General features: G+C 48.7%; 12 protein-coding genes and 1 pseudogene. 7 read left to right on the top strand and 6 right to left on the bottom strand.

The genetic code is table 11. The features are described 5' to 3' along the window. Positions 1 to 2: 2 nt before the first annotated feature. Entirely contained in the window at positions 3 to 1,001 is a 999-nt protein-coding gene (locus NC994_RS01630; protein WP_190436519.1) for a mechanosensitive ion channel domain-containing protein, read from the top strand. Continuing rightward, a complete protein-coding gene (locus NC994_RS01625; protein WP_190436516.1) occupies positions 976 to 2,112 on the top strand; it encodes a mechanosensitive ion channel domain-containing protein in 1,137 nt (378 codons plus the stop codon). The genes NC994_RS01630 and NC994_RS01625 overlap by 26 nt, the downstream gene beginning before the upstream one ends. A 79-nt stretch (positions 2,113 to 2,191) precedes the next feature. Here NC994_RS01625 and NC994_RS01620 read toward each other — a convergent pair whose 3' ends face one another. The 3 genes and pseudogenes from NC994_RS01620 to NC994_RS01610 all read right to left on the bottom strand — a co-directional run bounded on the left by NC994_RS01620 (position 2,192) and on the right by NC994_RS01610 (position 4,269). Then, the gene (locus NC994_RS01620) at positions 2,192 to 2,719 is read right to left on the bottom strand and encodes a hypothetical protein (protein ID WP_242028965.1); all 528 of its coding nucleotides are present in this window, start codon (positions 2,717 to 2,719) and stop codon (positions 2,192 to 2,194) included. A gap of 838 nt (positions 2,720 to 3,557) precedes the next feature. Then, positions 3,558 to 3,942, bottom strand: a pseudogene (locus NC994_RS01615) (SulP family inorganic anion transporter); the annotation flags it as partial. Between the two features lie 159 nt (positions 3,943 to 4,101). Then, positions 4,102 to 4,269, bottom strand: a complete 168-nt coding sequence (locus NC994_RS01610; RefSeq protein WP_190410150.1) for a hypothetical protein — start codon at positions 4,267 to 4,269, stop codon at positions 4,102 to 4,104. Positions 4,270 to 4,311: 42 nt separating this feature from the next. Between NC994_RS01610 and NC994_RS01605 the strand changes: the two genes are divergently transcribed. The 3 genes from NC994_RS01605 (at position 4,312) to NC994_RS01595 (ending at position 8,737) form a co-directional block, all read left to right on the top strand. Beyond that, positions 4,312 to 6,156, top strand: coding sequence for a family 10 glycosylhydrolase (locus NC994_RS01605; RefSeq protein WP_190436513.1), 1,845 nt, complete (start codon positions 4,312 to 4,314; stop codon positions 6,154 to 6,156). 312 nt (positions 6,157 to 6,468) lie between these two features. After that, positions 6,469 to 7,809 (top strand): MurT ligase domain-containing protein, encoded by a 1,341-nt coding sequence (locus NC994_RS01600; protein WP_190436511.1) that lies wholly within the window; start codon positions 6,469 to 6,471, stop codon positions 7,807 to 7,809. A 103-nt stretch (positions 7,810 to 7,912) separates the two neighbouring features. After that, positions 7,913 to 8,737 carry a type 1 glutamine amidotransferase gene (locus tag NC994_RS01595; RefSeq protein ID WP_190436509.1) on the top strand — a complete coding sequence of 275 codons (825 nt, stop codon included), beginning with the start codon at positions 7,913 to 7,915 and terminating at the stop codon, positions 8,735 to 8,737. Between the two features lie 163 nt (positions 8,738 to 8,900). On the opposite strand, the gene NC994_RS01590 is transcribed toward NC994_RS01595, so the two are convergent. Together NC994_RS01590 and NC994_RS01585 are read right to left on the bottom strand one after the other, a co-directional pair. Continuing rightward, the gene (locus NC994_RS01590) at positions 8,901 to 11,663 is read right to left on the bottom strand and encodes an MHYT domain-containing protein (RefSeq protein ID WP_190436506.1); all 2,763 of its coding nucleotides are present in this window, start codon (positions 11,661 to 11,663) and stop codon (positions 8,901 to 8,903) included. A gap of 237 nt (positions 11,664 to 11,900) precedes the next feature. Beyond that, positions 11,901 to 13,766, bottom strand: coding sequence for a DUF3685 domain-containing protein (locus tag NC994_RS01585; RefSeq protein ID WP_190436503.1), 1,866 nt, complete (start codon positions 13,764 to 13,766; stop codon positions 11,901 to 11,903). 567 nt (positions 13,767 to 14,333) lie between these two features. On the opposite strand from NC994_RS01585, the gene NC994_RS01580 reads away from it, so the two are divergent. Next, positions 14,334 to 14,837, top strand: coding sequence for a peptidoglycan-binding domain-containing protein (locus NC994_RS01580; protein WP_199299645.1), 504 nt, complete (start codon positions 14,334 to 14,336; stop codon positions 14,835 to 14,837). A 197-nt stretch (positions 14,838 to 15,034) separates the two neighbouring features. Here the strand turns inward: NC994_RS01580 and NC994_RS01575 are convergent, their stop codons facing one another. Beyond that, entirely contained in the window at positions 15,035 to 16,960 is a 1,926-nt protein-coding gene (locus NC994_RS01575) for a hypothetical protein (protein WP_348225570.1), read from the bottom strand. A 336-nt stretch (positions 16,961 to 17,296) separates the two neighbouring features. Between NC994_RS01575 and NC994_RS01570 the strand changes: the two genes are divergently transcribed. Further along, complete coding sequence (locus NC994_RS01570) at positions 17,297 to 20,644, top strand: pentapeptide repeat-containing protein (RefSeq protein ID WP_190436497.1); 3,348 nt, start codon at positions 17,297 to 17,299, stop codon at positions 20,642 to 20,644. The last annotated feature ends 158 nt before the right edge of the window (positions 20,645 to 20,802 follow it).

The raw sequence follows: 20,802 nt of genomic DNA, 5'->3' as shown, positions 1-20,802 counted from the left end.
AAGTGGAAGAATTACCAGAATTCTCAGAAGTTGTGCAATTAGTTTCTTCCCAGGCTCTTGAAGCCTATCAAAAAGTCGTTAAGCCTTATGAGGGTTTATTGGGAGTTGTCATTGGGCTAGCGATCGCTGACACTGCCATACACTTAATTCCGGCTTTTTTTCAGTCGGGTTTAATCGAATTTGCAGTTAGTTTATCTCTCGCGATCGCTGCCTGTTGGTTGGGTTCTCGCCTGTTTAAGCGGGTTTTTGATATCTATCTCTTAGATGCTGCCATCAACAGCGGACGTAAAATCAATAGCGAACTGCTAATTCTGGCTAAATTAATTGCTAATTTCATTATTGTATTTTTGATTATCGTTATTTTTGCCGAAACTCATAAAATTAATATTTTGGGTTTAGTAGCCAGTTTAGGGATTGGCGGCTTAGCTGTTGCCTTTGCTGCCCAAAAAACTTTGGAACAAGTATTAGGAGGCATTGTCATTTATCTCGATCGTCCCTTTGTTGTCGATGACTATATTGGCTTGCCAGATGGGATTTTTGGCAGAGTTGAGTCAATTGGCTGGCGTTCCACCAGAATTCGCACCTCTGGCAAAGGAACATTGGTAATCGTACCGAATAGTTCCTTAACACAGGTGAATATTGAGAATTTTTCGGGTGCCAAGAAAGTTATGGCTCTCATCTACTTAAACTTCGACCGAAAAATTGAGAACGAAGAACGTGCCTTAATTCGTCAAGTCATCTTAGACAGTACAGAGGATATTTTTGGAATCGACTCGCGCAACACCGAAGTTACATTTAAAGATTTGAGCAAGGATAGCGAGAGCAAAACGCAAGCACAAATCACTTTTTTTATCTTAGGTTCTAGCGAAGTGTCGATGGGATTGCGGCGTCAACTCCTCGATATTGCGAGTCAAAATATTACAGATAAATTGAAATATTACGGGATTGTCTTCGACATTGAAGAACCAACAATTTATGTGGATTCACCCATTACTATCTAATCTAAACCTTGCCGATATTCGTTATCAGGTTCTTCAAATTGATATTTCCAAACCCCTTATTTTCTTGCTGTTTTTCCTCCTGTCTTTGCTATTGGGACGATACACACCTGGGATCAGCAAATTAATCGTCCGCCGCTTTGCATCGGAGAAAGTAACGAGTATTTATGAAGACTTAATCGAGCCAATCAAACACTTGTTTAGAGTGGCGGGTACATTTATTCTTATCTCTCTTTCTCTAACCTGGATTGAAGATTATCAATCCCTTTATAAATTAATCAAACCTTTTGTAGATTTAGCTGTCATTATTAGCGTAGCTTGGTTAATATCCCGGTTGTTTCGGCAGTTTATCCGAATTTATGGAATTGATATACTTGGGAAATTTAGTCGAGATTTTGATGAACTGATTTTGGTAATTGAGACTTTAGTAAATGTTGCGATTGGCTTCATCGCCATTCTTGCTTTTGCCCAAAGTCAGCAATTCAATTTAGTTGGCTTGATGGCAAGTTTAGGCATTGGTGGATTGGCGGTGGCGTTTGCGGCTCAAAAGACTCTAGAGCAGCTTTTAGGGACGATTGTTTTGTATTTAGATCGCCCTTTTGTTCCTGGGGATTATATTCGTCTGCCTTCAATTGGCAATGTACCCGGAGGTTTGTTTGGTCGCGTTGAATCGATTGGTTTGCGCTCTACTAAGATTCGCACGGCGGCTAAAAGTACGTTATATATTGTGCCCAATTCCACATTGGCAAATTTAGAAATTGAGAATGTGACGATGGGCAAGAAAGTAATGGTTTTACTTTATCTAGATTTTTTTCAGTTACTAGAAGATCGGGAACAGGCGCTAGTACAGCAAGTCATTAATCAGAGTACAGACTCTGTATTCGGGATCGATCCCGGTAGTACAAATATTACGTTAATGAATAATGCAGAAAAGCAAACAACAAGAGCGAGGGTAACGTTTTTTATTCTGGGTTCCAGTGAAAACTCGATTCAACTGCGAAAGCATCTACTGGAATTGGCGAACGAAAAAATCTCTAAGCATCTGCTCGAGTATGGCATAGAGTTTAAGATGCAGGAACCAACAATTTATGTTGAGTCACCAGTGACTATTTAATGACGCCTATACAGTTATGGCTAGATAGGTCATCCTAGAGACTGCCAGCGCGTTAGTCATCTTGCAGGATGCTCCTCTTTCAAGCGGTGATGGCTGTCCACTCTATCGACTGATTGTTGGGAACCTCAAATCGAATGGCGGTGGTCGCCCAGTTTTTAAAATCTGGTGCCATCCGAGTCAGCTTTTGCAGAATTTCATCGCTCACCCACAACACTAGCGGAAAAGCGAACTGCTTGCGGAACTGATTCCGGACGAGGTTCGTCGAGGTAAGTACTTGATTAATGTCCACCACAGATTCTAGACCGAAGACCATCAAGGCTTGCGGCTGCCGATCTTCAATTGTTTTTTGAATCGTTGTATAAAGCGTCTTTACCGAAGGATGCAGGACGAGTTCTTGAATTTCGACCGTGGAGATTTCTTTTAGCAGCTTTGCCATTTGCTCTTGTAACTGGGGATAGTTACAGGAAACCAAAATCAGCGAGAACTCACCTTGAGAAAGCGCGATCGCCTTGGCGAGTCTTCTGAGCGATCGCTTGTGGTTTGCCTGAACATCTTCTGAATCATAAAGGTCAGTCATGGCGAGTACCAAAGGGAGTTTAATTAACATTTTTTCAATCTAAGTTTCTTTTTGCTTCCTTATATCGGGTGATTTTGGGAGCGTTCGGTCGATCGCGTCCTAACAGGACAATGACTGCTATCTTTTCGCTTCGTGATCTCTATCACTTAATTTAAGTGATCTCAGCTTGCCTGTCCAAAGGTAGCTAGAACAGTGCTGAGCTTGGATTGAGAGTCCTATAGGGGTTGTTGAATGTATGCGTACACCCGGTTATTTGCTACACAGGGGCATTCGGCTTTTCCCTTAACAAGGAATAAAATGTAATAAAACTTAACATATCGCTATAGTTCTTAAAGTCACAAGTGCTGGCTCTGGACATGGAATGCCAACGGCTCGATCGGACAGCACCACGATGTGCTAAGAGCGCTCTCGCTTTGCTGGATGCTGGCGACATCCGAATGTCCTAGACGTTGCGTATCCTACGAAAAGCCGCCATTCTAATTTTTGAAACCACCTACAGCTTGTATCTAAGTTAAAGAGCTTTATGCAGAAAATCCATAAGGATTGATCGCCACTATGCAAACATTGCACACCCACCTGATGAAACTACCGAAAGAATGAAAAATTGCTGACAAAGCAACAGCAGCAGACTCGGCTCTTTTTGAGCGATTTAGAAACACATCTGCTTCTTTCTTGGCTGTATAAATGAAAACTGTAGCAGAGGAGACAGCAGCTTTGGGGGATTTATTAAGTAATCTTCAGCTTTCTTAGCCAAACCCAGACTTATAGTAGATGCGAATACGCAAAAGTTAGTAAATTAAGCGAGCGCCCTTCCACATTTGAACGTCAACGAAGCGATCGCGCCTCTACTTCAAGAAGGCTTCTGTTCCCCTGAAAGACGGGTTTTCCCACCAGAACGGACATTGATGACGGTACGGGCGATCGCCCGTAGACGAAATTCTCCCAAAGAAGAGAACAATGATATTCGCTAAGCCTTGACCAATGAGTTCGCGCTCGCTATCGTGTTTTTCATTCACGGTCATCGCATCCGCTACGACTGCTGATAATAAAGACTCAATACTGCCGAGTGCTGCGAGTGCCAAAGCCGGCTCGATCGGTTCTCGAATTAATCCAAAATCATTCCAGAGGGGAATTCCTTGCGGCATCGGTAAAGATTGGGAAATGGCTGCAATTGTGGGCACTTTGAGATGAAAATAAGATGCGATCGCGATCGCTAAAACCAATCCTATTAATGAACCCGGTATCGTGCGATTATTACTCCAATTTTACTCTCGTCCTTGAAGACATTTCCCCTTGTTTCTACTAACAAGTCAAAAAGTTTAACGCTGCCTAATTGCCGGACGATGTAGGGTACATTTTGCGGATACCCAGGTATTGAGAAGGGCAGGTACAAGACCTACCCCGCCATTCTTTCAATCGTCAGCCACTTCAAAACTTGTATGCTGGTTGCACTTGCAGCATCCTTCAAGGGAGCGATGGCGATTTTCGATTCCCAATGATTTCCATGACACCACAACCTTTACCCAGTCAACTTGCTGCAACCTTTGCCGAAATGCCCAAGTCATGATTTGTGGTTCCATAATATTTGGGGAAGTTTTCGTACACCCTGATTGAGGTAGAGATTGAAATACGCTGTCAAACGACTTTTTACGAGCTTCGCAGACGGGCTAGTTTGGTTTAGCCGTGCCTTTGGGCGTCAAGCTTGGTTTATCTTCCTGGTTGCCTTTAGCTTCACCATGACGCTGGTAAACCCTGCCGCATTTGCTCAGACAAAATTTTTCGATGTGGAAGGACTTTGGGCGCAACCCTGTATAGAACAGTTGGCACAAAAGCAGATTATTAGTGGCTACCCGGATGGAAGTTTTCGACCAAAGGCACCCGTAACCAGGGGTGAGTTTGCCGCGATGGTTGGCAAAGCTTTCCCCAATACAGCGGACGTTCGTAGCGGCGGTCAGTTTGCGGATATCCCAGCAAATTCCTGGGCGGTAGATGCAATTCGTAAAGCCTATCAAAAGGGATTTATGTCGGGTTATCCGGGTGGGGTGTTCAAACCGAACGAAAAAATCCCGCGATCGCAAGCGTTGGTATCTTTGGCGAGTGGTTTGAAGTATTCGCCTACTCAGGCGGTGAGTAGCACGTTGTCTGGGGCATTTACCGATGCAACGGCAATTCCTAGCTATGCGCGGAATGCGATCGCTGCTGCGACCGAAAAACAAATCGTGGTCAATTACCCCAACGTCAAGACACTCAATCCCAATCAGCTAGCCAGTCGTGCAGAAGTTGCGACTTTCTTGTGTCAAGCCACCGGAACTGCTGGATTAGTCCCTTCCCAATACATTGTTAGCGCTGGGACGCCACCAACCGCGCAGTCCGAAGAGATTCGGGGGGTGTGGCTGACGAATATTGATAGTGACGTGTTGTTTGAGCGCGATCGCCTTAGCAAAGCCCTGCAACGCCTCGATGAGCTAAATTTCAATACCGTTTATCCCACCGTTTGGAATTGGGGTTACACCCTATATCCCAGTGCTGTAGCCCAAAAAGTCACCGGGCGATCGCTCGATCCCACCCCAGGCTTACAAGGACGAGATATCCTCAAAGAAATCATAGACCAGGGACACCAAAAAGGCATGGGAGTCATCCCCTGGTTTGAATTTGGTTTCATGGCACCCGCTGATTCTGAACTCGCCAAACGCCACCCCGAATGGCTACTCAAAAAACGCGACGGTTCTCAAACTTGGAAAGAAGGAACGCATAACCGAGTTTGGTTGAATCCTATGCGTCCCGAAGTGCAGAATTTCATCCAAGATTTAGTTGTCGAAATTGTTAGCAAATACGATATCGACGGCATTCAATTTGATGACCACTTCGGCTTTCCCGCCGATTTCGGCTACGACGCCTTCACCGTCGAACTGTACAAGAAAGAAAACGGCGGTAAATCTCCTCCCGCGAATGCCCAAGATCCTCAATGGATACGCTGGCGGGCTGACAAAATTACGGCATATCTGAAACAGTTGTTCAAAGCTGTCAAAGATCGCAAACCCAACGTTATTTTTGCCCTTTCTCCCAATCCCCAAGAATTCTCCTACAAATCCTTTCTCGCCGACTGGCAGACGTGGGAACAGCAGGGACTCATTGAGGAACTGATCGTCCAAATCTATCGAGATGATCTGAGCCGCTTCATTGGGGAATTAGAGCGCCCCGAAGTCAAAGCAGCAAAGCGTCATATCCCCGTCGCCATCGGCATTCTCAGCGGCGTGAAACCTCACCCGGTTAAGGCTGCACAAATTCAGGAGCAAGTTGCAGCGGTTCGTCAGCGCGGATTTGCCGGGATGTCATTCTTCTTCTATGAAAGCTTGTGGAATATGACCCCCGAAAAGCCAGACCTCAGACAGGCTGCCTTCAAACAACTCTTCCCAGCGTCTGTAGAACGACCAAATCTTTTGGACGGCTGGAAGGCATCTAATTAGGAATGTGGACTAAATAGTGGACTAAATAACGGATAATCATTCACGTTTTGTAGGTGAATGGTACCAACACGCTCCTATAGTCATACTCCTAGGCAGGAAATTGGAGGCTAATAAATCTACTGCAAGTTTGTGTAGCCGGTAGGGACAAGAATCTGTTTCTCCTAGCTATTGGGTACTTTTACTCATCATTGACAGGGGATTTACAGCCAAGTACGGTAGAATGCTGACGAGCAAAGCAGCGCTCAGTAAATAAGTAGCAGTAAAGCCGCGACGAAAGCGTGTGGCTTGTGTAGCCGGGGCAGGAGTGTGGTGGTGAGAATATCGCTTTTAGATAGGTTACGGCTGGGCGTAGCAGTCGGGACAGCAAAGACAGTGACGCGGCTGGTGCGCCTGCTGCGTTTGGGGGCTGCTAGCGTTTTACCGGGAGAAATTGCCGGACGCATTCAGCCGCAGCTGTTGTCCCTGCTGTCTGGTCAAGTAAAGCACGGTGTGATTTTCATTGCGGGGACGAATGGAAAGACAACGACATCGCTGCTGTTGAGGACAATGCTAGAAAGTCAGGGATGGCGCGTTGTTCACAATGCGGCGGGTGCCAATCTCATGAATGGATTAATCACCGCACTGCTGACCAACACCAATTTAATCGGTCAGCTCAACGCTGACTATGCAATTTTAGAGGTAGATGAAAATATTCTGCCGAAGGTTTTGCCGCCAGTTCAACCAAAATTGATTTTGTGTTTAAATTTATTTCGGGATCAGCTGGATCGGTACGGGGAAGTGGATACGATTAGCCAGCGTTGGCAGAAAGCGATCGCCCAATCCAAAGATACGGTAGCGATCTTAAATGGCGATGACCCCACCTTGTCTCATCTGGGTCAGCAGTTATCGCAACGAGTTTTATTCTTCGGTTTAAGCGAACCTGAAGCTTATCTTGACGAAATTCCTCATGCAGTAGATTCTATATATTGTCCCCGGTGCGGACATTCTCTCGATTATCAGGGCGTCTACTTATCTCATCAGGGCGATTATCGGTGTCCTAGCTGTGGCTTTGAAAAAGGCCCCTTGGCAATCGATAGTCGCCAATGGCCTCAGATTCTGATTGGGATTTACAACAAATACAACACGCTGGGGGCTGTTTTAGCGGCACAAGAAATTGGCGTTGATACCGCAAAGATTCTGGACACGATTAAAAACTTCCATGCAGCTTTTGGACGGGCTGAGGAATTAGAAGTCGCCGGGAAAAAGGTGCGGATTTTGTTATCAAAAAATCCGGTGGCGCTGAATGAAACCATCCGCGCTGTGAATCAGCAAAGAAGCCACGGCGGTTCCTCCACAACTCTGATGGTGCTGAACGATCGCACCCCAGACGGCACTGATGTCTCCTGGATTTGGGATGTGGACACCGAAAAATTGGTGGAACAGGGAGGAACGGTGGTAGTCAGCGGTGATCGCGTTTACGATATGGCGCTGCGCCTGCAATACAGCCAAGCAGACGAGGAACATGGCTGCAAACTGATCGTGAAAGAAGATTTGCAAGAAGCGATCGCCACTGCTTTAGAACACACCGCCACCGGCGAAACCCTGCACATTCTACCGACTTACTCAGCGATGCTAGAAGTCCGAGGTATTTTGACGGGGCGAAAAATTCTGTAGATGTTAAACGCTCTCGGTACGCAGAAAGTAGCCTTCCTTTGCGTACCTCTGCGATTTCCTTGGCGCTACTTTGCGTTAAAAATCAAAAAATTTGACTGTCACCATGACCGAACAACTTGAACTCACAATTGGCTGGCTTTATCCGACGCTGATGAGTACCTACGGCGATCGCGGTAATGTCATCTGTTTACAACAACGTGCCCAATGGCGGGGGATCAAAGTCAACGTCATGCCCTTAGATCGGGACGCCCCCGCAGAGCAATTTCGCCAAGTCGATGTAATCGTGGGTGGCGGCGCACAAGACCGACAGCAGGAAATCGTCATGCGCGATTTGCGCCAAGGCAAAGCAGAAGCGATCGCTCAGAAAATCGAAGCCGGAACGCCTGGGGTATTTACTTGCGGATCGCCCCAACTGCTAGGACACTATTACGAACCCGCATTAGGGCAACGGATCGAGGGATTGGGTTTATTGGATTTTGTCAGCAAGCATCCGGGGCCAGATGCCCGTCGCTGTATTGGGAATGTCGTGTTTGAGATCACGGCGTCGCGATTGGCGGAGGATTTGCGAAAGATGTCGGAGGATGCGCCTCTGGTCATTGGCTTTGAAAATCACGGCGGACGCACTTATTTAGGTGAGGTGGAACCCTTGGGACGTGTGATTAGCGGTTATGGGAATAATGGGGAAGATGGGATGGAAGGAGCATTTTATCGGAATGCGATCGCGACCTACTCTCACGGTCCTCTTTTACCCAAAAATCCCTCGATTGCTGACTGGCTCATTCAAACTGCACTTGCAGAAAAATATCAAACGCCAATTTCTTTAAAACCCCTGGATGATGTCTTGGCAATGCAGGGGCGAGAAGCGATGTTTAAAAAGTTGGGCGTCAAGGTGCCAGCGGTTTCTGCACAGCGGGGATCGAAAAATTAGTACAGTTCTGACTTGAACTCGGAACCTCACCCCCAACCCTTCTCCGTTGACGGAGAGGGGCGAATATTAAACCTATCTCTCAGAAAAGCGGGGACGGGCAGGGGTGGAGTTAAACTCCCCGTCTCCAGACGAGATTGATTGCGTCAGGAAAAGATTCTCCGATTCATCCGCATCGTCTGGATAAATGGGCGATCGCTGCCACCAATGCTAATGGTTTCACTGGCTTCGCGACGTGTGTCTGAAAGCCAGCTTTGACAGCCCGCGAGCGATCTTCTTCTCTGGCATACGCTGTCAGAGCCAAAGCTGGAATTCCCTTTTGTTGTGCATCCAGCGCCCTAACTTTGCGGATAAAAGTATAGCCGTCCTCGTTCGGCATATCGATGTCGCTCACCAGGACATCCGGACGCCAATCCGAAGCATCGTCAGTTAAGACTGCCATTGCCTCTTTTGCGGATGCAACTGCCATCACTTCGCCTCCGTAGTGTTGCAAGATAACCGTCAGCAACTCACGGGCATCGGCTTCATCATCTACTACCAGCACTCGCAATCCGTTGAGTCCTGGAGGACACTCTGAGAGTCCTTCGTTGTCCCTTGTCCAGAATCCCTGCTCGATATCCTTTGGCTCGATGAGGACAGCGAGGATCGGCAGCTTCACTGTAAAGGTTGCGCCTTTTCCTTCTCCCGGACTTTGGGCAAAGACCGTACCTCCGTGCAGTTCTATCAAGTGGCGGGCGACGGCTAACCCCAGTCCCAGTCCGCCGTATGACCGGGTGATGGAGCTATCAGCTTGACGGAAACGATCGAACACATAGGGGAGAAAGTCGGCAGCGATTCCCTGTCCGGTGTCGCTGACTTGAATCTCAACCCAAGAGTTGCTCCGCTCCAGCCGCACCTCGACTCGCCCCCGTTTGGGTGTAAACTTCACTGCATTCGACAGTAAATTCCATACAACTTGCTGCAAGCGGTCGGGATCGCCGCAGATTAGCCCTGCGGAGGAATCAAGAAAAGACTCCAATCGAATCGACTTGGCACTAGCCGCCGGTTGGATGGTCGCGATCGCAGCTTCAATGACGGAGGATAGCTCCAGCGGACGGACATAAAGGCGAAATTTCCCCTGAATAATCCGCGAAACATCCAGCAGATCCTCAATTAGCTGTGTTTGCAACCGAGCATTACGCTCAATTGTCTCCATTGCCCGCACAATAATCGCTTCGTCAAGCTTCCGAGTCCGAAGCAACTGAGTCCATCCCAGCATTGAGTTGAGGGGGGTGCGAAGCTCGTGAGAGAGGGTTGCTAAGAACTCATCCTTCAGGCGGTTGGTTTCTTCAGCTGCCATTCTCGCCTGTTGTTCGTAAACGAGCAGTTTTTCGCGCTCTTGTTCGGCTTGCTTGCGCTCGGTAATGTCTATACAAGAGCCGATATAACCGACAAAGCTCCCGCCTGGAGTCAGCCGGGGAACGCCTCGATCGAAAACCCAGCGATACTCGCCATCAAAGCGCCTCAGGCGGTATTCCATGTCAAAATTTTCGCGGGCATCAAAGGCAGTGCGGTATGTTTCTACACACTGCTGAAGATCGTCAGGATGGAGGCTTTGCGTCCAACCCATGCCGATTGATTCTTCTAAAGTCCTGCCAGTAAAGTCGAGCCAGCCTTTATTAAAATAATTACAAGTTTTGTCGCAATCGCACATCCACAACATCACGGGAGCCATATCTGCCATCAGGCGAAATCGTTGTTCGCTTTCCCGCAGCGACTCCTGCGATCGCTGGCGCTCGGTAATGTCGCGGTAAGCGATCGCGATACCCGCTACACTCTTCACATCTAGTAAATTATTGGCGATCGCTTCAAAATCTCGCCAAGAGCCATCGACTTTCTGGATGCGAAACTGTGCGGTAATTTTGCTAGTTGGAGAGTTGCTAGTTGGAGAATTCAGTGCAGCTGCTAATAGTTTCTCTCCTTGAGGGCGATCGCTCGGATGAACAATTTCAATTGCTTTTTTCGAGAGCCAATTTTCCGGGTCGTAGCCCAAAATCGATTGAATGGAGGCACTGGTGTAGCGAATTGTGCCATCAGCTGCAACAATCACAAGAATGTCAGAGGCATTCTGCGCTAAAGCCCGGAACCGCTCTTCGCTTTCCCGCAGTGCCTCTGCTCTGGCAAGCTCAATTTTTAGCCGTCGATCGAAGACAGAACCCAGCAGCGCTAGCGCCAGCACGATCGTCGTGGCAATTCCAATTTCAACTGCCAGCCAAGAATTGTCCATCATCAGGGACAACTTCATCCCGGAGGGATTGGTTGATTGATAGCTTACCGCTGCCATCCCGGTATAGTGCATCCCTGCGATCGCGCATCCCATGACAATCGCGCTGCCGATCTTTCGCAAGTTCCCGGTTAATGTCGCCGCTGTACGCAGATGAAAAGCTAACCACAAGGCGAGCCAGGAAGCACTAATGGCGATCGCCATCGAAACTGCTACCAGTCTAAGGTCATAGGTAACGGTCGCTTCTAACCGCATCCCCGCCATGCCTGTATAGTGCATCGCGGCAATGCCACAGCCCATGAAAATGCCACCTGCGAGTAATCTTCGCCAACCCATTTGTTCGCGGCTAACGATATACAAAGCTGCGGCGGAAGCGATCGCTGCGACTCCCATCGAAACCAAGACGGTGGGGAAATCGTAAGCCATTGAGATTGGCAGGCAATAGGCGAGCATTCCGATAAAATGCATCGACCAAATGCCACTTCCCATCGCGATCGCACCTCCTGCTAGCCACAGCTTCCGCCCACGTCCTTGAGCCGCCGTGACTCGTCCCGCTAAATCTAGCGCCGTGTAGGAAGCCGCGATCGCGATCGCCATCGAAAGCACAACCAGACGTAAATCGTAGGTTGCTATCATCTCTTGGGCTGCATCATTGATTCCCTTCATCTCTATACTGAACGCTGAGATTGTAGTGGCAGTCGCAATTTCTCACGATCGGATTGCCTGATTCAAGTGTTTAAATTTTATCGGAGCAGCGGTTGAAAACTGTTTAACCTTCAGGAATAGCCTGAGTATATCTTCCTATGAGTTAATCTTATGGAAATCGAGGAGAAGGAACAGAGAACGAGGTAGAATGCCCCTGCACCCCTACTCTTTTTACTTGTCCTTTTTCACCTGCCTTTTTTACTTCTGGCGTTCGCCATTTTTGCCAAACCGAGTTTCTTGTAACGTTGTGCCAATGCCTTGAATGATGCCGCGTCCAATTAAGCCAATGCCTCTGCCGATTACTTGCGTGAGGACGTAAACAACACCGCTACCTAGGAAGGCAACCGTTGAGCGCAGACGTGGCGCGATCGCATCTCTAGTTTCTAGCGCTAGCGTACAAGCGAGTTGGGCACCCCTGAGTTGCTGTAATTCATCAGTGCGGGGGGCATAAATAGAGATTTTTTTGATTCCAATGCCACCCAGCGCTAGCAGAAGATATCGGCTTTCAAAAATTGCGGTTGGCTCACCCACATATCTTTCTAAACGATATTTCCACGATAAATTGTTCCGAAATCGAGCAATTTCCCGCGATGAAATTAACCGTCTATCGTAAAAAATCTGCTTAATTGCTTCCACATCTGCGAAATAGTTCAGCAGGGGTTGGACAACGCTATTGGCAATTTGAATTAATAAATTCTCCAAGATAACTTCTGCTCGATCCCGCGCTTCCGGTGTCCCAAAAGAGTAGGAAACATTATCAATCATCAGCGGAGTTTGAAAAAGCAAATAGTTGATGATTTCGACAACCAGAGGAATTTTATCTAGAAAAGATTGTTGAATAATTGTTGCATCCTGTAACAATGTATTGACAATATCTACTTCAAGGTTTCCAACTTGAATTGTGCAATATTTGCCAAAAAAATCAGTGGTAGACGCTTGCCACAAATCCCGCAGAATCAGCGAGTGCTTCAGAGCGATCGCTTCCGGCTGTAGCTGGGAAAAGCGCAGTTCCTCTAAGACATCCTCGAATTTACGCAAGATCAGATAGAGCAATTCCCGTTTCTTTTCTTCCAGCAGAATATCAATTTCCAACGGAGAGCCAGTCAGATTTTTTAGCCCAAATTGAAGTTTATTTAAAGTAGCGTCTAGCAGGGGGCTGAGGATCGAGGATTCAGAAAGTGCTGAGGACTGAGTCGCGAGTGCTGAGTCTAACGAGGGATTATTTCTTCTCCTCGGTTCCGGGGTAGGGAGAGGAGTCCCACTGCGGCGATCGCGACTTCCCGATCTAGGTGGGTTGAGGAGGTCATTCGGGTTTTCCTCAGGGGGGTCAGTAAAACCCGTCCCTGCCACCTGATTTCTTGCGCCTGTCGTCGCCACAGGTAACAGCTGATTGACCAGCCAACGGGCTGTCCGCAATTCTCGTCGCCGTCCCGTTAGGATGAACCAATCTAGTGTCGAAAGATTGGGGTTTTGTACCTGGTTTGTCACCTGGGCGATCGCAGTATCGATTTGCCGTAGCCCCGACTGACGGATTTGCCAGCGCAAGGATGAACGACTTTGTATGACATCTGAGGCTTCTACAGGCGCGTCGTTTTGCGTCTGTACGAGTTCTGACCAGTAAACTTCCCCAACGGCTATCTGACGAAGCGCTGGCACCAGAACCGAGAGATCGGTGCCTTTGGGGCAATAGCCCTCGACGCCTAGGGTTCTGGCTGCTATCAGTTCCTCTGGCGGGAGTCGTTGGCTGAGAAGGAATATCGGTAATTTCGGGAATTGCGTCTTTAATTCCTGGCACAGCTGCAACCCGATCGATCCCCCCAAAGACAAGTTAGAGCGACCTAGGTTTAGTTCTAAAATCACCAGATTTGGAGCGTTGTCTGTACCAACTCCATCTGCCAAGGTCTGCAAAGCGTCAGCAACGCTATCCGCCTGGGCAACGACTTGCAGGTCGGGAAACGACGCCAAAGCGGTGCTAAGACCCAACCGAAAAATCGGGTCATCATCGATTAGCATCAACTTGAAGCGGCGAACAGTCCCAAGGGTATCCGCTACGCGATCGCTCATCAACAACCTCCTGCTTCACACCGCTTTCTCCCTGCTATAACAGATTACTCATTCCAGGGGCGATGCGAACAGAGCGCGATCGCGTGTCTTGGAAGCGAGGCTAACGCCTCGCGCAGAAAAAGTCAGTTCGCCACGCTTGTATTTTCCACAGAGCGCGATCGCTGTCATCTAACTATTTTTTTGGGAAATTTATCTTAAATCGTCCTATTTAATCTTCCCCTCTTTTTAGTTCAAGCTAAAGAAAAAGTTGTAGATTTTATAGTGGACAAGACCCACGAAATGCGATTAGGGCGGGCATTGCTCCCCCTGCTACTACAGAAACATCATCATCTAGTTCTTGTATTAAAAATCGAGCTGCTATTTCTATAGTCAGATATTTAGCACCTAGAAGCTCTAACTATAGAACTATGCTCAGACTCGACATCTCCTATAAGCTAACGAAGACATACAAAAGCTGGAAATCATTCAAAGCAAGAAGATTTGGATGAACCACAAATAGGAGGCTTTCTAAGCCACAAACGGTGCATTTATTAGCATCTTGTGTTTTTGAAAGAGGAACTGACGCTGATGACAGCAAAATCTTTTAAGTCAACTATCAAATCCCTGAGCATTCTTTCTGCGGTTGCCTCGCTCCCGCTCCTCTTGAACGGGATGAGTGCAAACGCTGCCGGGATTAGTGCTTCTCAGATCAACCCTGAGATCGAAGAAATGCCCATTGATATGCACGGTGGGAGCTATGAGCAGCCAACAAGACAAGCGCAGCTGATTCCCGATCCCACCGGGCGTAATGAAGGGCCAACTGTGCCCGCTGAAAACATAGCACCTGCAAAATTTAATCCCCTTGCCCGCTATTCTCCCTCACCCGCGCCGATGCTAAAAAGCGGTAGTCAGGGAGCAGTAGTGACAGAAGTTCAGACAGTATTAAAAGATCGAGGACTCTATAAAGGCGGAATTGACGGCGTGTATGGGTCGCAAACGCGCTCAGCCGTTATCGCCTTCCAGCAGTCGAGAAACTTAAGCCCGGATGGGATCGTTGGCCCTCGGACTTGGGAAGCAATGATTGCAGCTTAAAGCAGATACAGAACGATGGGCACTCTCCAGCAGGAGCGTGCCAATAAAAGAGAAAATGCTGAAAAAGTCAAGCAGCTAAACAAACAAAGGCTGCCTATGCAGCCTTTGTTTGTTTAGCCCCAGGATGAGAGGCTGGGGGAATTATCCAAGCCTTGGGAAACTTTACTGTCCCTTCTCGGTGAGGGAGATCGACACCGTCAATAATTCCCCTCCGGCTCACTATTCGTTTGAGATTCAGAGGAACTGTCTTCGATAGACTGCTGAAGTTCAGCTGCCTTTTGTCTTTCTATTAAAATGGCTTCTCGTTCAGATGCCCAACGAGCGATCGCTCCTTGCGCTTCTCGATACAGTGCCCGACCGTAGCGAATCCTAGAAGCCTTATTAATTGCCGCAGTGAGCCGCCCATTAGCCGCTAAAGCGTTCGCCTCGTTAAGAATCGGCGTATCTTCAGCGATTTGAATTTGCGTTACCCAATCGCTCAGCGATGCCTGTGCCTCAGAGTACAAAGCACGTCCAGGAGCGATTTTGGAGGCAGCTGCAACCGCCGCCTGGAGATTTCCCTGCTGAGCCAAACCTTTCGCTAAATCTAGGATCGGTCGGTCTTCCCTCGTTTGGATAGCTTTAGTCCATTGGGCGATATAGGTTTGTGCCTCTATCCGCAAAGGCTGACCCAGCTTAATCCGGCTTCCCTCCTCAACCGCCGCCCTCAAACTTTCTAGAGTTCCCGGTGTTGCCAGCTGTTTGGATCGGGCAAGGGCGATTCGGTCTTGAATTTGTTGAATTTGCTTCCGCCAGTGGGCAATTTGAGTTTGGGCTTCGATGCGTCCAGGTCGTTTGGGCGCGATCGCTTGGGCTTGGCTAATCGCAAATTCAAATGCCAACGGTTGATCGAAGCTGGCTATTGTTTCGGCAAATTGCATTTGCAGCCGATCTTGTAAATTAGATTGCCAAAGCGCCTCGGTCACTCGTGCTTGCTGGCGAAGCGGACTTTTTGGGGAAATCTGACGCAGCGCCGCTTGCGCCTCTAGGAAGCTGAGGATTTTATTTTCCTGAGCAACTGCATAAGAACGACTCAGTTGAATCCAATCTTGAGCTTCCTTATAAACTGAAGTCTTCGGAGGAATCAGCTGGGCGGCGGTAATAGCACGGTCAAACTCTTCCTTCTCGAAATGCTCGGCAGTTATTTTTAGCAACTCCTGGCTCCAGAGATTGATTTCGGCTTTTGCCTTTGATTTGACATAGGTGTTGGGGTTCACCTTTCCTGCCAGGGCGATCGCTGGCGCGTATCCCTCAGGTGTCTTGGCTTCGGCAAATGTCTGCGCCTCTTCTAGCTGTTGCCAAGCTTTTTTTTCCTGACTCATCCGATCGATCAGTTTATCCAGTTGTTTTTGATCCCAGTAGCGGTTATCGAGACGAGACAAAGCCTGTATTTGCAAAGAAGCTTCAAACCACTTTTGTTCTTTTAAAGTTGCTAAGAATTTTTTGGTAATCTCCTGACCCTGCCGCCAATCCCCTTGCCATTGTTTCATTGCTGCTTGCACCTCTGGATACAGGGGGCTAGAGGAGGGAATTTGGCGGGCAATGGCGATCGCTCCCTTTAAATCTCCTTGGTCAATTTTCTGACGGGCGATCGCCAAGAGCGATCGCGACCAGTCTTCCATCAGCCGAGTCGCTTCTGGATACACCGGGTTATCGGGGGACAAGCTCTTGACGAACTTCATTGCCTCCACCAGCTGCTCTAACTTGCCCGACTGAGCCGCCTGCTGGGCGCAAGTCAACCGATCCATTTCCGGAGCCAAAGGCGACATATTTTTACAGTTAACTTGGGGAGGAATCGTTGCCAGCAAGAAGAAAGCCGCGAGTGCCGTCCCACCCAACCCGAAGATGATACTCAGCCACAACAGCCACCACTGCCAAATCTTATTTCGCCGTCTCAGCGGTGTCAGAGGCGGCTGCATCGCTGAGGCAGCGGCTTCAGTTTGCTCCGCATCCTCGTCCCGGAGCTTGGTGGCAGATGCGCTGGCATTCGAGACGACTCTAATTACCAGTTTGCGTCCCTGCCGCTGGCGCAATCGATTTGCCGTGCGTACTTGAAATTCATGTAATTGTCTTTTCACTACCATCTCACTACCACTACCCTTGAGTCCTCGTTTTGCTGCTCCTGCTTGATGACATCGATCCGGAGCCGAATCGCCGTCAGCGTAAAGGGTCTAAAACTGATAATAAAAGCTTTAAGTTTGTAGGGGTAAAGCTTTTGTGAGTGAATTTAGAGAGCGAGCTGATTTTTTGCACCCGTGCTTCGCTCTTACATAAGTTATCCTGAAATTCAACTCAATTAGGGATGATGAAAAACAGCTTCTACCCCATTCATCACGATTGGTCGGCACACCAGCCGCCTACACTCCCGATAACATGACTAATAAGTGGCATATTGAGTTATTTCCTAGAATTGAGGTGGGATGAGCCTTAGCATTCGGCATTGGCTGGCGGAACGCAACATTGAACTGGCAACCTTGAGGCACCCAGGCACTCAGATTGCCGGGATTGCCTTTCGCATTGTCCGGGATATGGAACTCAAGAGCCTGACACCTTTTGATATTAGTGTCTTAGCGGAAGTCTTAGAACTACCTTTGAGAGCAGCTTGGGAAGTGGCAGGCGTAGCTTCCCAACTTTGTGTGGGGTTGCTGCGTATCCTGAGTCAAAAAAAGCCCCTGAAGCGCAACGAAGGAACCTGGCTAACTTTCCAAATTGCTTACCTGAACGCCTTACAAGGAATTTTAGAACAAGAATCTCAACTGAGAAGACCGTGGTTATCTCGTGCAGGCGTCCCAGGCGAGTCAGAAGACTTGTACGGGCAGGTCTGGGATGCGCCCCTTTCCGATCCCCAGTTGCAAGCCTTACTGAAAACTTTGCGTCCCGGACGCCTCACCGATAGTCAGGCAGAACAAGCGCTGAGTATGGTGGGCGACTCCTTTCTCGTGCAGCAGATGAATAGTACGGGCATTGCCTGGTTGATCGCCAATGGTGCCGAGGAAACAGAAGCCAAGCTAATCGCCCAACGCCTGGTTCACGGACTCCCAGGATATTTACTTGCCGCGATCGCTGAAAATGCCCTGCCGCTGGCACAACTACAGAAATTTGTCCAGCTAGGGAATTTATCAACTTGGCAGGATACTCCTGGCGCGGGAAACCCGGAGCGGAAGCGTTCTGGGTTCTCCACCACTTTGAATTTTGAGGCAAATCAAAACTCAGACCCAAACACGCCACAATTTTCGCTGAACCTCGAACGAGAACGCTATCGAGCCAGCCTTCTACAATCTTTGAGCGAACCGTTACTGGCAGAACCTTTTGCCCTAAAGGATTTATACGTCCCCTTGAAGGGAGTGCTGCTCGAAGAAAGCTCCACCCGGTTAGAGACGAAAAATCCCAAGTCAGATCCGACCACGACACCGCTTGCCGCTAACGCCGTACCTGCGAAACCCGTGGATTTAATGGAGTGGGTCACGGCTCAGCTAAATGATACGACCAGCATTGCGGCGATCGAGAGTCTTCCGGGCACGGGCAAGACCAGTTTTTGCCAAATATTGGCATCAACCGTTGCTCAGGAGCTTTACCCTAGATGGATGCCAGCGTTTATCCGACTCAAGGACGCTACCTTGGGGCAAACTTTGGAGCAAACCCTGAACTCTGCCTTCCCTTGGGGCAGATTTACAGATGCAGATGGTTGGCTTTCACCAATGCATCCTCCTTGCTTGTTGATTCTGGATGGCTTGGATGAATTGCCCCGATCAAGCCACGCAGGGCGTCATTACCATGCCTTCCTGAACCAGCTGATGCAGTTTCAAGGGGAAGCAATGGCGTCTTTTGAGGGCACGCCCCGCCACAAGATTATTCTGACCAGCCGGACAACTGGAAGAGAAGGAGAATATTTCGATCTTGCCTCTACTCTGATACCTTTGCCTCACGATTTGCGGCGGCGGATTGCAATTCAGCCAATGGAACACGAGGAGTTCCGGGAGTGGTTCAAGCAGTGGTCGAAACTGCAATCGAAAGCGATCGCTCAAGGATATTTCGCCTTTGTCAAAGAAAGAGGCGGCTTTTCGACTCGTCCCGTTGGCACCCCAGGCGCTGCTAACGTACTCGCCGCCCTCGTCCGCAAGCCTTTGATGCTCTATCTACTGGGTATCTTGCATCGAGATGGACTGCTCAACGACACGATCTTTCACCTGACATTACCCCAAGCGAAGTTTGAAATTTACGACCGGATTTGCCGCTGGCTTTTGGCATACCCCGAAGCTGGCAGTGGTTCCATGCCTTTTGTGATTCGGGAAGGTCTGGCTCATGCTTACCGCAGCAATGATGCGATCGCTCATCTCCTGCAAAACCGACGCCCCCAAGACCTACGCCACCAGATGCAAGTGGCGGCACTGGCCATTCTGCAAACAGGTCGCCATCAAGCCCCCCAATCCGCTGTAGAGGCAACCTTTACCAGAATGGCGACGGAGGCGCACAAACCGATAAACCCCCGCTTACAGCCGTCAGATGACACCCTGCCAGCCTTTTTCTTCCACACTCATCACTCAGCGATCGAGTTTTCTCACCGCAACCTGGGAGAATATCTCTGCGCTGAAGAAATTGCCGCTCAGCTGCAAGCCCTCACCCAGCCAGTCCAAGATACCTACGGTGAATTCACCTTTGCGATCCACTCGCCGATCAATGTAGCCCAGTATCTTTATCAATTACTGGGTTATGGCGTATTGTCAGTTGAAATCGAAGACATGGTAATTGAGCGACTGCGGCGGATTTTTGAGCGCAACCCGGCTCAGTTTAGCTTCAATGTTTTGTTTGAACGCCTCTATCGGTTTTACCGCACCTACTGTCGAGGTCGCTGGCTAGATGAAGGAATTGCCCACCAGTGTCACACCCAGTTGCAGGCGTTGCACAACCCCTTAAAAATCTTGCAAATCGATGCCGCCGTTGGGCTGAATGTCTTCTTGTTGCTCAGCGCGATCGCAAAGCAGATGCGCGAAGCACATCTCGGTCATCGGGCAACGCAGATTTCTTTCTGGCCTTGCGGCAACCCCGACCTGCCATCTGAATTTGACGCCGAAGCACTGCTGACTTTAATCGGTCGCACTGTTGTCCTATCTCCCACCGCCTTTTGGCAGAGGGCGCGGCACAGCCTCAGTCAATTACAGCTACGCTCTGCCTGTTTGAATCATGCTCTGTTAGCAGAGGCTAACCTCTGGCAAACCAATCTGTTAGCGGCTGAGTTAGCAGGAGCCAATTTAGCAGGTGCCAACCTCCAGCAAGCCAATTTGTCCTGGGCGAATCTCTCCGGTGCTGACTTATCAGGAGCCAATCTTGCTGGAGCAAGGCTTGAAGGGGCAAACTTAACCGGCGCTAACCTGCAAAGAACCAATCTTACGTTAGCGAACATCACTCATGCTTGTCTGTTTCAAGCCCAGTTAGATGATCAGAACCACTACTTTGCCCGGAAAAATGGTGCCCTATTTTCCTTGGAAGAGTTCCAGGCATACATTCAAAGATTACCCCGTCTCAAACAGGCTGGAAGCGCTCAGGACAAAGGCAGTGCAGATTCTGAACCTACAGTGTTTCTGATAGAAAGTGCCGAAGGAGAACCGATGTTGCCGGAAGAACCTATGGAGGATGAAGACGATGAAACGGTGATTGCAGAAACTTCTTCTACCCTAGGGGAACCCTTAGCATTCCAAGAAGCTCCGAAGGTAGATTCCCAATACGATGATGAGACGGCGCTAGTAGAAAACCCTCAACGAAGCAACTAGCTGTTGAGGGTGTTAAAAACTCTAGAACCGTATGAAGTATTCGTTAGGTTTCGCTAACGCCCAATCCCACTTACTAGCGCTAGTGGGTCTATTTGTAAATGTTAGGTAAAGGAAATTTGGAGCAGCGATTTAATCTCCAGTTTTCCCACCCTCAGTTA

Origin of the sequence: Trichocoleus sp. AS-A1, assembly GCF_039962015.1 — a bacterium.
Classification (GTDB): Bacteria; Cyanobacteriota; Cyanobacteriia; order Cyanobacteriales; family FACHB-T130; genus FACHB-T130.
The sequence above is the reverse complement of the archived record's forward strand: the minus strand, read 5'-3'. Positions and strand labels throughout refer to the sequence as shown.